Source organism: Kineococcus vitellinus (genome assembly GCF_009906315.1).
Classification (GTDB): domain Bacteria; phylum Actinomycetota; class Actinomycetes; order Actinomycetales; family Kineococcaceae; genus Kineococcus; species Kineococcus vitellinus.
Map to the genome: position 1 here is coordinate 1 of NZ_JAAALL010000114.1, position 12,878 is coordinate 12,878.

Annotated in this window: 17 protein-coding genes and 1 pseudogene; 7 read left to right on the forward strand and 11 right to left on the reverse strand. The window is 71.9% G+C overall.

Going from position 1 to position 12,878, the window contains the following annotated elements; all coding sequences use genetic code 11:
- Together GTQ99_RS24375 and GTQ99_RS11630 are read right to left on the reverse strand one after the other, a co-directional pair.
- Positions 1-1,015, reverse strand: a pseudogene (locus GTQ99_RS24375) (patatin-like phospholipase family protein); the annotation flags it as partial.
- Between the two features lie 770 nt (positions 1,016-1,785).
- Positions 1,786-2,646, reverse strand: a complete 861-nt coding sequence (locus GTQ99_RS11630) for a PHP domain-containing protein (protein ID WP_205707281.1) — start codon at positions 2,644-2,646, stop codon at positions 1,786-1,788.
- A gap of 248 nt (positions 2,647-2,894) precedes the next feature.
- Between GTQ99_RS11630 and GTQ99_RS11635 the strand changes: the two genes are divergently transcribed.
- On the forward strand, positions 2,895-3,710 hold the full coding sequence (locus tag GTQ99_RS11635) for a PHP domain-containing protein (protein ID WP_205707282.1): 816 nt from the start codon (positions 2,895-2,897) through the stop codon (positions 3,708-3,710).
- Positions 3,711-3,840: 130 nt separating this feature from the next.
- Here the strand turns inward: GTQ99_RS11635 and GTQ99_RS24380 are convergent, their stop codons facing one another.
- From GTQ99_RS24380 to GTQ99_RS11650, 3 genes are all read right to left on the reverse strand, one after another.
- Positions 3,841-4,197 (reverse strand): hypothetical protein, encoded by a 357-nt coding sequence (locus tag GTQ99_RS24380; RefSeq protein ID WP_205707283.1) that lies wholly within the window; start codon positions 4,195-4,197, stop codon positions 3,841-3,843.
- 140 nt (positions 4,198-4,337) lie between these two features.
- A complete protein-coding gene (locus tag GTQ99_RS11645; protein WP_166615900.1) occupies positions 4,338-5,099 on the reverse strand; it encodes a hypothetical protein in 762 nt (253 codons plus the stop codon).
- Positions 5,100-5,310: 211 nt separating this feature from the next.
- A complete protein-coding gene (locus GTQ99_RS11650; RefSeq protein ID WP_166615901.1) occupies positions 5,311-5,667 on the reverse strand; it encodes a hypothetical protein in 357 nt (118 codons plus the stop codon).
- Between the two features lie 164 nt (positions 5,668-5,831).
- On the opposite strand from GTQ99_RS11650, the gene GTQ99_RS11655 reads away from it, so the two are divergent.
- From GTQ99_RS11655 to GTQ99_RS11665, 3 genes are all read left to right on the forward strand, one after another.
- Entirely contained in the window at positions 5,832-6,077 is a 246-nt protein-coding gene (locus tag GTQ99_RS11655; RefSeq protein ID WP_166615902.1) for a hypothetical protein, read from the forward strand.
- 152 nt (positions 6,078-6,229) lie between these two features.
- Positions 6,230-6,448, forward strand: coding sequence for a helix-hairpin-helix domain-containing protein (locus GTQ99_RS11660; protein ID WP_166615903.1), 219 nt, complete (start codon positions 6,230-6,232; stop codon positions 6,446-6,448).
- A gap of 206 nt (positions 6,449-6,654) precedes the next feature.
- The gene (locus tag GTQ99_RS11665; RefSeq protein ID WP_166615904.1) at positions 6,655-7,353 is read left to right on the forward strand and encodes a hypothetical protein; all 699 of its coding nucleotides are present in this window, start codon (positions 6,655-6,657) and stop codon (positions 7,351-7,353) included.
- Between the two features lie 72 nt (positions 7,354-7,425).
- Here GTQ99_RS11665 and GTQ99_RS11670 read toward each other — a convergent pair whose 3' ends face one another.
- Complete coding sequence (locus GTQ99_RS11670) at positions 7,426-7,932, reverse strand: DUF5063 domain-containing protein (protein WP_240897245.1); 507 nt, start codon at positions 7,930-7,932, stop codon at positions 7,426-7,428.
- 222 nt (positions 7,933-8,154) lie between these two features.
- Here GTQ99_RS11670 and GTQ99_RS11675 point away from each other — a divergent pair, with 222 nt between their 5' ends.
- A complete protein-coding gene (locus GTQ99_RS11675) occupies positions 8,155-8,424 on the forward strand; it encodes a hypothetical protein (protein WP_166615906.1) in 270 nt (89 codons plus the stop codon).
- Between the two features lie 78 nt (positions 8,425-8,502).
- On the opposite strand, the gene GTQ99_RS11680 is transcribed toward GTQ99_RS11675, so the two are convergent.
- Both GTQ99_RS11680 and GTQ99_RS11685 read right to left on the reverse strand, forming a co-directional pair.
- Positions 8,503-8,904 carry a hypothetical protein gene (locus tag GTQ99_RS11680; RefSeq protein ID WP_166615907.1) on the reverse strand — a complete coding sequence of 134 codons (402 nt, stop codon included), beginning with the start codon at positions 8,902-8,904 and terminating at the stop codon, positions 8,503-8,505.
- A gap of 133 nt (positions 8,905-9,037) precedes the next feature.
- Positions 9,038-9,682: a hypothetical protein gene (locus tag GTQ99_RS11685; protein ID WP_166615908.1), complete on the reverse strand. Its 645-nt coding sequence runs from the start codon at positions 9,680-9,682 to the stop codon at positions 9,038-9,040.
- A 133-nt stretch (positions 9,683-9,815) separates the two neighbouring features.
- Here GTQ99_RS11685 and GTQ99_RS11690 point away from each other — a divergent pair, with 133 nt between their 5' ends.
- Entirely contained in the window at positions 9,816-10,190 is a 375-nt protein-coding gene (locus tag GTQ99_RS11690) for a hypothetical protein (RefSeq protein ID WP_166615909.1), read from the forward strand.
- A gap of 31 nt (positions 10,191-10,221) precedes the next feature.
- Here GTQ99_RS11690 and GTQ99_RS11695 read toward each other — a convergent pair whose 3' ends face one another.
- The gene (locus tag GTQ99_RS11695; RefSeq protein ID WP_205707284.1) at positions 10,222-10,734 is read right to left on the reverse strand and encodes a DUF2000 family protein; all 513 of its coding nucleotides are present in this window, start codon (positions 10,732-10,734) and stop codon (positions 10,222-10,224) included.
- A 124-nt stretch (positions 10,735-10,858) separates the two neighbouring features.
- Between GTQ99_RS11695 and GTQ99_RS11700 the strand changes: the two genes are divergently transcribed.
- Complete coding sequence (locus tag GTQ99_RS11700) at positions 10,859-11,314, forward strand: Lrp/AsnC family transcriptional regulator (protein WP_166615910.1); 456 nt, start codon at positions 10,859-10,861, stop codon at positions 11,312-11,314.
- Between the two features lie 15 nt (positions 11,315-11,329).
- On the opposite strand, the gene GTQ99_RS11705 is transcribed toward GTQ99_RS11700, so the two are convergent.
- The gene (locus GTQ99_RS11705; protein ID WP_166615911.1) at positions 11,330-12,337 is read right to left on the reverse strand and encodes a hypothetical protein; all 1,008 of its coding nucleotides are present in this window, start codon (positions 12,335-12,337) and stop codon (positions 11,330-11,332) included.
- Between the two features lie 83 nt (positions 12,338-12,420).
- A partial coding sequence (locus GTQ99_RS11710) for an MFS transporter (protein WP_166615912.1) occupies positions 12,421-12,878 on the reverse strand: 458 nt, incomplete at its 5' end.

Consider the following 12,878-nt stretch of genomic DNA (forward strand, 5'->3'; position numbering starts at 1 on the left):
CGATCGGCTCGGGGAACAGTTCCAGCCACTCCTGCTCGCGGAAGTACAGCAGTTCGTCCTCCACCGGGGGCAGCCGCCGCGGGCGGCCCTGCACCAGGTCGGTGGTCATGACCTCCAGGTTGACGGCCCGCAGTTCCCGGTCGCGGCGGCAGGCCGCCTTCTGCTCGGGCGTGCGCGCGCCCCACAGGTGGGCGAAGGTGAGCGGACCGGGCCGCTGCGCCGTGCCCCGCCCGGCCAGCTCGTCCAGGCGCGCGGCCAGCCACGGGGTGAGGGCGGCCGTCGACCCCTGCCGGCCGAGGCCGGTGAGGATGCCGTAGGAGTTCCTCGGAACCTCCACCCGCAGCAGGTGCGCCACGCTCCAGCCCAGCCCGACGACCGCGCCGACGACGACCAGGCCCGCGCCCACCCCGCCGCTGAGCACCGGCAGCCAGGAACCGGCCCCGTCGTCCTCGTCCCAGGTGATCACCGAGGTGAGCAGCACCACGCTCCCCGGGGCCACCGCCAGGGCCAGCCGCACCCCTGCCCGCCGGCTGGCCGCGACCCGGCCCAGCGCCTTCACCAGCGACCACGCGGGGTGCGCCCGCGACGCCACCCGTCCGGCCGACCGACCCGCCGGCGCCTCGCCCGGCCCCGCCGCGGGGGAGGCCGCCCGCCCGCGCAGCGCGCTCGCGAGGTCCAGCCCGGCGGTCAGCAGGCCGAACAGCGGTGCCGTCGCGCCGGCCGGTTCGAACAGGGACGTCAACCCCGTCCGGCCCTCGGCGGGCACCGTCCGGCGGCCGGCCAGTTCATCGGCGACCTCGTCGAGGCGGTCGAAACCGGCTCCCTCCACGTGCCGCCCGCACTCGGCGGCCGCTGCCAGGGCGGCGGCGATGGCCCCGGCCGAAGCGCCCCCGAGGTTGACGAAGCGGTAGTGCCGGGAGAGCACCGTCGCAGCGCGGGGGTAGACCACGCCGCTGGTGATCCCGCCCTTCATGGTGAGGTCGCACGTCGCGGCCGGTGTCGTTCCGCTCGTCATCGCGCACCCGCCCGAGGTAGCCCGTCGCGGAACCGCGGGCGGAAGCCCTCTCCACCGCGTCGTGGTCGTCCCGTGGCGGGCATGCTAGTGGACACCGGTGCTGGAGCGCGATGGTCGATCCGCCGTCGACGAGCGCCTGCGTGCGAGCGGAACGTCGAGCACCTCGACCCGCTGCCGGGCCCTCCCGGGGGACGAGCGGAGTCCTCGGCGGGCGGCCCCGCCGTGGACCCGGTCGACCCCCGGCCGCGACCGCTCGGCCTCGGGCGCCCGCTCAGCACCAGGATCATGAGCGTGTGGCCCGGCATGCAGCCCCACCGCTCCACGCTGGTGACCTCGCGCGTGCGCAACCTGGACACGGGTGGGCCGATGGCGTGGACCATGCACCACGTCTTCGACCGGCGGGTGGCGGGCACGCACCTGGACGCCCTGTCCACCGGTGCACCGGGATCCCGGGTCGTCCACTGCTCCCCGGCGGTGCTGGAGACCGACGTGACGGTCACCCTGCGGCTGGCCTTCGACGACTTCGACCTGGAGCGCCGGCGGGCACTTCGGCATCGGCGCGGAGTTCGCCCCGGTGACCGAGCCCGGCTGGATGCTCTTCCTGGGCGACGGGACCACCGGCCAGCTGGTCCGGGACGACCCGCACGAGCAGGGTCGCCCGGTCCACGTCGACGTGGGCGACGTCTAGGCTTGTCCTGCGGATCATGACTCCAGCGCACGGTCTGGTCGCACCCGGATCGCGGGATGACCGCGAGGCCCTGCCCGATTGGTCAGGTGCGGCCCCAGAAGGCTGTGGGGTCATCGGTGGGGCGGAAGCCGGCGCTCGCCACGGCCTGGGACACCTCCCGGAAGCGGGCTCCGACGTCGCCGGGCACGTGCGCATCGCTGCCGAAGGAGACCGCACCGCCACCGGCCTCGTGCCACCACCGGACCACCCGCAGGTCTAGCGGCAGCCTGGTGTTCACCTCCAGCACCCGCCCCGAGGCGGCCAGCACACCCAGGACGTGGCGGGCCTGCTCCTCCACCTGCCCCCACGGCGAGGGACCATCGCCTGGGCTCCAGTGCCGCAGGGAGAAGTCGATGTGCCCCAGCACCTCGAACGGGCCGTCGCTGGCGACCATGGCCTCGACCTCGCTCAGGTAGGCGGACAGCAGGTCCAGCGGGCTGCGCTGGTCCTTGGCGTGGTCGACCAGCAGGTGCTCACCGCGGGCGCGCAGGTCGGGCAGGGTGTGAATGGAGCCCACGATGCGCTCGAAGCCGCGGGAGAGGACATCGCGGACGGGGCCGGTGTGCCAGTGCACCTCCGACATCTCCACCCCGGAGCGGATGGTCAGGTCGGGGAAGCGGGTGCGGCAGTCCTCGATCGCTGCTTGGTAGGCGTCGACTTCCAGGGGGGCGCCCATGAAGTGCCCGTGCCCGCCGGGACCGACCGGGTCGTCGTAGCTGCCGCGGATGCCTTCGTCCCAGGCCCAGCCGCCGGGTGGGGCGTTCCAGAGGGTGAAGTCGACGTGCTCGGTGAAGGAGATGGCCGGCAAGCCCACCGCCAGGGCGTGCTGGCAGCTGGCGCGCATGTTGCCGTGGAAGGAGTCCCAGGAGAACTGCGAGTGGGTGTGATCATCAGCGGGCAACACCGTGGGCAGGCCAACGCTCGAAGGGGGCGACGCCTGCGTCATGAACGCTCACGCTGGCAGAGGTGGCCCGCCGATGCCACCGATGAGCCGGGCGCGGGCCGGGCGCCATGCCGCCCTAACCGTGGGATCGCTGTGAGGTGGTCGAGTCGGCACTGGCGCATCAGCGGCTGGTCGGAGGCTCTTTAGAGGCGCAGCCGAGCACGGGTGCGGGCACACTGCGGCGGGTGGACCTACCCGCCGATGCTCACGTGCACAGCCAGTTCTCCTGGGACGCCCGCCTGATCGGGGACATGGAAGCCACCTGCGCCCGAGCCGCCGCCCTCGGACTTCCTGCGGTGATCTTCACTGAGCACGTCGACTTCACGCCCTTCCGCGCCGGCTTCCTGCCCGAGAGCTACCCGGAGGTCGCCGACTTCGTCACCGACGGCATCCTCACTGCGCCGGTGTTGGACGTGGACGGCTACCTGGACAGCATCGAGCGGTGCTGCTCGATGTTCCCGCAGCTGCGCGTGGTGACGGGCATGGAAGTGGGGCAGCCTCACCGGCACGTCGCCCAGGTCGAGGAGCTGCTCGCCCGCGGAGGCTTCGAGCGGGTGCTCGGCTCCCTGCACTGCCTGCCCGACGGCGACGAGTTCGCTGAACCGTGGGAGCTCTACCCCCACCACCGCGCCGCCGACGTCGTCCGCGACTACCTCGCCGAAATTCCTCGCATGGTGGCCGGGTCACATGCGTTCACCGCGTTCGCCCACATCGACTACCCGATCCGCTCCTGGCCCCAGGACGCCGAGCCGTTTCGCCTGGGTGACTTCGAGGAGGAGCTGCGCCACGCCCTGCGCGTCCTGGCGCAGGCCGAGCGGGCGCTGGAGATCAACACACGCCTGCCCATGGACCCGGTGATCTTGCGCTGGTGGGTGCAGGAAGGGGGCCGACAGGTCACCTTCGGCAGTGATGCGCACAAGCCGGAATTCGTCGGTCATGGACTGGCTGAGGCCGGTGCGCTGGCCGCCTCGATGGGCTTTGCTCCGGACGTGCAGCCGGTGGCGCCGTGGCGGCTGTCTCGCTGACCGCCCGGCACCGCAGTCGCTCACGACCAGCGCGAGCGGCACGACTGAGACCCAGCGGATGGCGGGATGAGCGTGAAGTCACTGGCGCGTTAGGGGCAGTCGGCCGGGCGTCATCGGCAGCGCCTTGTGCTCAGTGACGATGAGGAAGCAGTCTGTTGCTGATGAGGTGCCGCAGTCTCCGGCGTGGGTGAGAGGGTGGCCCAGCGGTGCGGTGAGGGCGGACCGCCACCTCGCCGGTCAAGTGTGGCCTGGTGGCTCCTGGGTCGTCTGGTGCGGGGATGGGCACCGTCCGCTCTCCCTGCGCTTGAACTTCTCGGTGCGCTTCGTAGCCGCTGACGTGCCAGGCTTCTTCGTAGGCGGCCAGCGCGTCGCGGATGGCGGTGCCGGCCAGGCCACGCCGGCGCACCAGGTGCGCCAGCCAGGTGAAGAACCCCATCACTGCGGCCAGGGCTGCGGTCAGCACCAGCAGGGGCAGGACGTCGTCCACAGTGTCCAGCCTAGGTCGATGCCCCGGGTCTGGAGGACGCCGCGGGGCGCGCTCTTCGGCACGAGCGGCCGTCCCTGGCCAGCCATGATCGCGCGCTGAGCGCGGGATGACCGTGACGTCGGCGTGGGCCGTGCGGAGGGTCATGTGGGGAGGTTGACCCCGTCCTTCAGCAGGGCGACCCCGGCGACAGGATCACCGGAGGTGTTCACGCTGACGCCGAAGACGTGGTCAGCCGCGGTGGCGCGCCAGGCCATGCGAGTGTCACCGGGATCCATGTACTGGACCCCGAGCACGTTGCCGTTGCGCCACTGCAGCGTGGTGAAGTCCAAACTGGATGGCTCGCTGGTCGCAGCAGCGGTGGGCGGCTGGGCGATATCCCCGCCGTATAGGATCGTCATCCACACCAGTCCCTGGCTGCGGGCCTCGTCGAAGGGCGTGCCGTCGGCGTCCACGCCCGGGGGCAGGTAAGCAATGTTGACGCCGTGGACATCGGCGGCCGGGTCCGCCGGCGGTGCAGGTGGGTTGGCCGCTGAGGGCACCGGGTGCCCGAAGACGCCGGCGCCTTCGGAGCTGCCGCAGGTGAGGGTGAAGCCGCGTTCCTGCAGCGTCGGGAAGCTGGGGATGTGGATGTCGAGGTGCTCGGCGACCTCATCGCAGTCGAGGGCACTGCCTACGAGGTCTTGGGTGGTGCTGAGTAGCCCCAGGGGGTTGCCGCGGCGGGCGTACTCCGGGTGGGTCAGCGCCGCGACGGCGTCCTCTTGAGAGGGCGTCAGGACCAGCGCGGGCTGCTCGCTCTCTTCGGGGGAGGTGCCGGTGGTCGGGGTGTTGCCGCAGCTGCAGAGGGCGTACAGCGTCATGGTCAGGCCGGCGACTCGCCGCACCGCTCGTGTTCTCCTGCTCATGCTGTCCCCTCACTGGTGATCGCGTCGCTGCTGGGACGCACCAGCAGTCTTGCCGCCATCACGGGCCGGTGTCTCACCGGAGGGGCGATGACCACGCGGACGGCGGGATGACGGGACGTCTGCGCGGCCAGCGGGATGACCGTGAAGTCGCTGGCTTCGGACGCCGCGCCGTGGATGCACCGGTAGGTGGGACCCGCCTGGTGAGGGACTCTCAGTCCAGGCAGGGGCGGGTGACCTCACCGACGAGCAGGGCCAGCGTGGTGCCGTCGTCGGCTTCCCAGTGCTGCAGGGTGCCCTCAGGCTCTTGGAAGCGGACGAAGCCGGCTGCGGCCAGTCGACGACGTGCCCTGTTGCTGGCGATGACCTTCGAGCCGCAGTGACCGGTGCCGGGGCAGCAGCCCATCGAGTTGAGCACGACGACGTCAGCGGTGGACAGCAGCACGCCCTGACGCTTGGCGACGTCGTCGCAGATGAGGTGATGCAGGCGGGTGCCGTCCCAGAAGCGGTCGTCGTCGGTGTACTCCGGCTCCCCGCGACGTAAGGGGTAGCCGCTGTGGTCCAGCACCATGCCTTCAGTGTGCAGGCAGCGGTCGGCGGCCTGAGGACCGATGGGAGAGGTCACTCCGCCGGAGCATCCGAGGACCCGGTGACGGGCCAACCTCGCGGGATGACCGTGAGTTCGCATCACCTTTATGAGGAGACCAGCGGAGATCGACTCACTACCGTTGCGGTGTGGCTCCCACCAACCCGGTCAACGGCAAGGGCACCTACGAGATCCGCATCGGCCTGTGGGTCACGCGGGAACAGGCGCTCGAGGTGAAAGAGCGCCTGATGAAAGCCTTGTGCCGCGAGCCGGAGCACGAGGGTCCGTGCGAGATCCCGTGGTCCAGCGCGGTGCTGGAGCCGCAGGTGGTCGACGAGGGCGGTGACCACTACGAGGAGCTGGTGACGCAGGCGAGGATCGAAGGCAGCTACTGAGTGCGCCCAGGCGCGCGGCGCGGCATGACCGCGCAGGGCGGCATGACCAAGCGCACCGCTTCGCGGGATGAGCGGATGAGCTCGCCGTCGATGAGGATCGGACGTCGAAGGAGTCCACCAGTGGACCGGCCCGTCTCTCCAAGGAGTCCTTCATGTCCGAGTCGTCCACCCCCGACGCGTCGGACCTGCCCGTCCGCATCGGGCGCCCAGCGCTGCGGGCACTGGCTGCTGCAGGAGTGAGCTCCCTGCAGGACGTGAGTCGCCTGCGGGACGTCGACCTGCTGCGGATGCACGGGGTGGGACCACGGGCACTGTCGCTGCTCGAAGAGGCCTTGACCCGGGAGGGGCTGTCGCTGCGCTCCGAGCATTGAGGCGCGCACCAGCCGGAGCACGCGCGCAGATCGGCATATAAATGAGGTCGCCTGCCGCCGGCGATAGCGCGCACATCGCGGGATGACCGCGCGGTTCGAGTACGGCGCCGTGAGTGTGAACCTGGGCCTCAATGGCCGGGCCCACCGCCCGCCCGCGCGATCATGAGCGAGTGAGCGAGGACAGCAGCGGTCGGCGTACCTGGGCCGTGGTCGAGACCGGCCTGCCGCGTACCACCGCTGAGCAGGTCTGCACCGCCTTCCTGGAGGTCATGGCCGAGCCGGCGCCGTGGGCCTACATCGACGCATGGAGCGACTACCGCGACGAGCTACCCTCCGAGGTCGAGCACGCCCAGACCGCGTTGCGGCACCTGCACGCCCACCGCGACAGCCGGGACACCGGCATGGGCATCGACATCGACCGCAGCGACCCCTCCCAGGAGGCGCTGCTGCGCACCTACGCGGCGTGGTCCATCCACGTGGAGCTGCTCCCGGCGGCGGAGCGGGAGGCCCTGGTCACCTTCCACGACGGTGCGTCGTCCATCACCGCGGAGCTGACCGACACCGAGGTCGAGCGTCTGCGTGAGCGGCTGGCGGGTGTGGCCACGGTGGAGCGGTTGGAACGGTTGCACGCAGCGGCGAGGACGCGGCGTGAGCAGGAACGGTGGGAGCGTCGGGCTCAGCGGAAGCAGCGGTGGCTGGCGCGGCTGAGGTGGCTGCCGCGGCAAGACGCCCGCCGGCAGGAGGAGCAGGGTGAGGAGCCGCTCTGCACGGAGTGCGGGCATCCGCAGGGTGCTCATCCGGGGCTGGGTCAGCGCGATCTGACGGTGTGCGCGGTGTGTGTCTACGAGGAGGACTACGAGCTGCGGGATGAGTCGGCGATGTGCCGGCGGGCTTACCCCAGCTGACCCAAGTCACCGCATCGCGGGATGACCGCGACATCGCCCGCAGGGCGGGATGACCGCGCGTCGAGGTGTCGTTTAGGTCCCTGGCGGTGAGGGGTGTCCGCGGTCGGTCAAGTGCAGCAGGAGGGCGCGGGTGGCTCCGGCGGCATGGTGGCCCCAGTGCATCCAGTAGTCCTGGCGCCACTGCCACTGCACATCGTTCAGGCTCATCCCTGCCTCGAGGGCCAGCAGCCCGTTCTCGAGGTCGCGCCAGACGTCGGCCAGGTCGTCGACGAGGTCGCCAAGCCCGACGCCGGCTTGAGCTTCGTCCACGGCGAAGGGATAGGACGCCTCCCAGTAGTAGCCGGCCCCAGGGCCGATCCGCTGCCCGATGCGCCGGTAGCAGGCGTGCCATTGCTCGTGGGAGACGTCCACGGGGGATTCCGCGTCGCTGGGGTCGACCTCGGGTAGGCGCAAGGCTGCGGCGACGGCGTTGGTGAGGGCGGTCAGCAGTCGGTGGGCGAAGGCGGCGTCCTCCTCCTGCGTGCCCTGATCGACCTCCTCGTCGATGAGGGAGCAGTAGGCCCGGGCGGCTTCGCGCATGTCCACTGGAGGATGGTGACAGGACCGTCGCGATTATCCGTATCGCGGGATGACCGGTAGATCGAGGCGACGCAGTCGAGGCACCTCAGGGTCCGGTCAGGGTGATCCCCGATGCCTTGGGGCTGTGCAGTCATGATCATTGCTCCATCGGGTAGACGGAGCTCGGGAGGTGCACATCGTGGCGCAAGCAGCTTTGAGCACCTCCTCCTGGAGGAGGATCGCGTGACCAGTGCTGATGAGTGGATCCAGCAGCAGGCCAACCCGGGAGGTCGCGGGCTTCCGGTGACGGCTGAGACCCTTGCCGAGTTGCTGGTACGGGTCTCCATGTACGGCCTTGCGGTGCGCGATGACGAGGAAGAGGTCATGGGTTTCGCGTGGGGGCACGTCTCGACGCTGGTCAACAAGCTGGGTGAGACCGCTGGCCTTGAGCCTGATGCGGTGTACGCCGTGTACCGAGCCGAGGTCGCCAGGCTCGGGCTGCCTGTGGGCTGAGGGTCTGCGTCACGGTCAACCGGACAGCGGGATGACCGTGACCGTGCGCTCTGCGGTGCCATGACCGCAACGTTGAGCTCAGCTCGTCGGCGGGAGCTTCGCTGCCTTGAGGTGCCCCGTGGGCGGAAGCGGCGTTCGGGGTACGAAGGCTCCAACTGTGCCGTCATCGCCGTCGTCAGGCCGCGAGGGAACGTCGACGGCGACGGACGGACGTCCGCGGCGCAGCCGCCGCACATGGACGTCTTCAATGCTGACGTCGGTCGCCAGATGGGCCCGCGCCAGCGCGGTGAAGCGGGCAAGGACGGTGTCGCGAGCCAGCCGGGCGTCGGCGGCTCGACAGTTGGCGACCTGGGCCACGTCGGGGCCGATGGCCAGGGAGTAGACGTGCCCCCTGCCCCACTCGGCCTTCCAGGGGTTCATCCCAGTACCAGCGGAGCGTTCAGGACGCTTGGCTTGGATGACCACCTGGTAGCGAGGCACAGCTCGATGATGAGTCGGTGGGCCAGGGAGTGTCCACGCCTCATCGCCCCCAGATCGCCATGACCGCGCCGGCGTCAGCCGCTGGCGACAGCGCGCACAGCGCGGGATGACCGCGACGTTGTCCCTGTCTGCGTCAGGCCTGGCCACGGGTGAACTGTCGTTGCTGCTCATTCGCCGCTAGGGCCGCTCTCACGGCCGGGTCGGCGTCAGCAGCGAGTACAGCCACGACGTCATCGGGCAGGACGTCTTGACCGGCGAGGTACCAGCGGGCGATCGGTGAGCCCTCACGCGCCAACTGGCGGGCCCGTTCGGGATCTGGTGCAAGCCCTTCGCTGGGGGTGTCGGCCCGCTCCGCAGCGAGCTGCAGGACCGCGGGGACGACGTGCCCACCGAGGGAGCGTCGTGGGCTGACGTTCAGGGAGAGGACCACCTCCCCGCCTGACCAGGTGACCCAGTCGGGGTCGGGGTCACCGGCCTGCGCGGGTCCCACCTGGCCGGAGTCGATAAGCGTCCGCAGGGCGGCAGCGCGCTGGAGCAGAACCTGGTGATCGCCCTCGGCGAAGATCGACACGTTCGGTGCGTGGTCGCTGGACTGCACGCTCCAGGCCGGGTCGTTGCCGTGGGTCCAGGATCCGCCGTGGGTGCAGGGTGTCCAGCCTGCTTCGTGCAGGGCGGTGGCCATCGCTTCCACATCGGTGAGCAGGTCACCGCGCAGAGCGCTGCGCAGCAGCTGGAGCACGCCGTCAGGCACGTCGCTGGTCTGGGTGAGCGTGGTCACGACTGGCCCCCTGCGGATGGCTGCATCTGGACCTACCGATCGTGGACGACCTTGAAGGTCACTGTCGAGACAGCGCGGCCATCGCCATGACCGTGAAGTCGCCCCCCATGATCCGCAGGACAAGCCCTAGGCCGTGGACACCCGCCGGCGCCTGCTGGTCACCCGGGAGGAACCCCGCACGCCGGTCGGTGGACGGGACCCGTACGTGCTGACCTTCGTCAGCGGCACCCCGCAGCGGGCGCTGGAGAGGTGGTCGGCCGCAGCCGTCGACGCCCGCTTCACCGAGCGCTTCCTGGACCCGGCCGACGGCAGGTCGGTCCCGCAGGACCTCACCCAGGTCGCCACGGCGTTCAACGACTGGGTGACGGCTCGGCGGGCGGGCGGGATCGGCCTGGAGATCGCTCAGGGGAGGAAGATGGACGAGGACGTCAGCGAGCTGACCAGGAAGCGCAACGCCGTGCTCGAGAACGTCCAGGACGAGACCCTGCGCGGTGCGCTGCTGGGCTGAGGACCCCGCCGGCGCCCGCCGGAGCGCCGCCTCACGGCAGCAGGGGGAGGTGCTTGGTGAGCCGCGTGACCCGGTTGCGGGGTCCGTAGACCGCCAGCGCGACGGGTTCGGTGTCGGCGTGCGGAACCCGACGGGCCTGCTCGAGGTAGTCCTCGTACGTCTTGGCCCGGCGGGCGGTCTCGGTGAGGACGACCGTGGCGACCTGCTCGTCGGCGCGGGCCCGGCGGAACAGTTCCGCCACCTCCGCGGCCGGTGCGCTGAGGACCGGCACCGGCAGGGTCGTGATGCCGGGGTAGGTGGTGCCGGAGGCGTCGGTGGCGTCGGGTCCGGTGCGCCCGGGCAGGTGGTGCCCCACGCTCAGGCCCAGGACGGCGGCGGCGTTGACGGCCACGGCGGTGGGCAGGTCCTCGCGGCAGACGAGGACGACCTTCTGCGGAGCCGGGGCGGCTGCGGCACCACCGCCGGGGCCCCACTCGTGCGCGCCGGCCCGTGCCCGCAGCCCCTGCGGCGGCCGCCCACCCCGGTCCTCGTCCCGATCGTCCACGACACCCCTGCTCTCTCCGTGCGGCACCGGACGTGTTCGCCCGGTCGTGGTGAAGCTAGATGAACAGCGGAGTTTCCCGTGGATGGTTCGGAGCGGTGTTCGGCGGATCGACTAGATTCCGAACATGGATCAGATCGACCAGCAGATCGTCGTGGAACTGCAGAAGGACGCCCGCCGCCCCGTGCGCGACATCGCCCGCACCGTGGGGGTGGCCGCCTCCACGTGCTTCGAGCGCATCCGCCGCCTGCACGAGACGGGCACCGTCCTCGGCTACCACGCCGAGGTGGACCTGGCGGCGGTCGGGCGGCGGGTGCAGGCCCTGGTCTCCACCCAGGTGCGCCCGCTGAGCGGGGAGGTCATCGACCGCTTCGAGCGCGAGACCAGCGCCATGCCGGAGGTGATGGCCGTCTTCGTCGTCGCGGGCGGCGACGACTTCCTGCTGCACGTGGGCGTGGGCACGATGGAGGACCTGCACTCCTTCCTGGTGGACACCCTCAGCCGGCGCAAGGAGGTCGTCGGCTTCCGCACCTCGATGATCTTCCGCCACCGCCGCGACCCCGCCGTGGCCCCGCTGCCGTGACGCCGGCGGCGGTCGTCAGCCGGACGGCCAGGTGGCGCTGAGCGCCAGCACCGCCTCGGCGAGGGAGCCCGCGGGGACGGTGAGGTGCAGGTGCGCCCGCCCCGCCTGCAGCGTGACGTCGGTGGCCCTGCGGTAGCGGGGGTTGGGCCGCGCCCGCACCCGGTCGAGGGTGCGCAGGGGCAGCAGCAGCCGGGAGCTGGAGTGGACGGGGCGGTGCCCGCGCACCAGCCACTCCCGGCGCCCGAACACCTCCAGGTGCGTGCCGTCGCGGGCCAGGAGGGCCGCCTGCAGCGTCGTGGGGGACAGCAGGTGGGTGAGGCCGCGCAGCACCCCCACCGGACCGGTGGGGCGCGGGCGCACCAGCCGCCGGCCGTGCCAGGCGACGGCGACCAGGTCGGGGCGCTGCCGGGCGACCTGGCGGTAGTCCGCGACGACCGCGACGTCCGCGACGTCGTCGGGGTCCAGGGAGGCGACCGTGAACTCCTCCACCGCCGCCCCAGCGCCGGGCGCGGTGCGCGGCGCCGGGGTCGTCGCTCGGGCGCGCCCCGGGTGCTCGCGGCCCCCGGCGACCGGGCCCGCGGGGCCGGTGCGCAGCTCGTCGACGAGGCGCAGCACGCGGTCCCGGGCCGACCCGTTGTAGTCCAGCGACACCACCTCCCCGTCCCGGGCGTGGACGTGCAGGCGGCCGTCGAGGAGGTCCACCTCGTCGTGGACGGCGACGACGTCGCCGAGCGCCACCCGCCGCGTGCGGTACCCGCCGGGTCCGCCGGCGGGTGCACCGCGCGCGTCCTGGTGCCGGCTCAGCACGGTCAGCAGGTCGGCCTGCACCACCACCAGGTGGTCGTAGAGGTCCACCTCGGCGGCGGCCTCGCGCCGGGTGATGTTGCGGGGCACCTTGAGCACCAGCCGGGCCGTCTCGAGGTCCAGCGGGTGGTCGCGGTACAGCCGGGGAACGTCCTGCGGCGTGCGGACCTCGTCGATCCAGGGGCCGAAGACGTCGTGCTCGCGGCTGTCGTTGACCACGACCCAGGATCCCACGGGGACGGCGACCGGGTGCGGGGTTCGCAGCGGGAGCCGGTGCGGGCAGCGGCGCGCGGGCGCCGTCCTCAGCGCGCCCGGCGCGGGCCCCAGGTGTCCTCCAGCACCGCCGGGCGGCAGGCCACGACGGAGACCACGGCCAGCACCCCCACCGTGGCCAGCAGCACGCCCAGCGCGGGGACCCAGCTGCCGGTGACCTCGTGGACCACCCCGACCAGCACCGGTCCGGGGACCGCCGCGGCGTACCCCACCCCCTGCACGAAGCCGGACAGCGCCGTGGCGCCCTCCGCGGTGCGCGTGCGCAGGTTGATGAGGGCGAGCACGACGGGGAAGACGCCCTGCGCCAGCCCGAGCAGGACGATCCAGGCCGCCGTCCCGGACGCCGGGGAGAGCGCGAGCCCCAGGTAGCCGGCGACGTAGCACCCCGCGAGCGCGGCGACGAGCGGCCACGGGTTGCGCAGGCGCGCCGCCAGCAGCGGCCCGGCGAAGGACATCGGCAGCCCGAGGATCGCCAGCAGCCCCACCC

Bases quoted from the DNA above. Each gene is read 5' to 3' on its own strand.
- GTQ99_RS11700 (WP_166615910.1), top strand. From the start codon at position 10,859: ATGGATCAGATCGACCAGCAGATCGTCGTGGAACTGCAGAAGGACGCC.
- GTQ99_RS11660 (WP_166615903.1), top strand. From the start codon at position 6,230: ATGTCCGAGTCGTCCACCCCCGACGCGTCGGACCTGCCCGTCCGCATC.
- GTQ99_RS11650 (WP_166615901.1), bottom strand. From the start codon at position 5,667: ATGGTGCTGGACCACAGCGGCTACCCCTTACGTCGCGGGGAGCCGGAG.
- GTQ99_RS11645 (WP_166615900.1), bottom strand. From the start codon at position 5,099: ATGAGCAGGAGAACACGAGCGGTGCGGCGAGTCGCCGGCCTGACCATG.
- GTQ99_RS11670 (WP_240897245.1), bottom strand. From the start codon at position 7,932: ATGCGCGAAGCCGCCCGGGCCTACTGCTCCCTCATCGACGAGGAGGTC.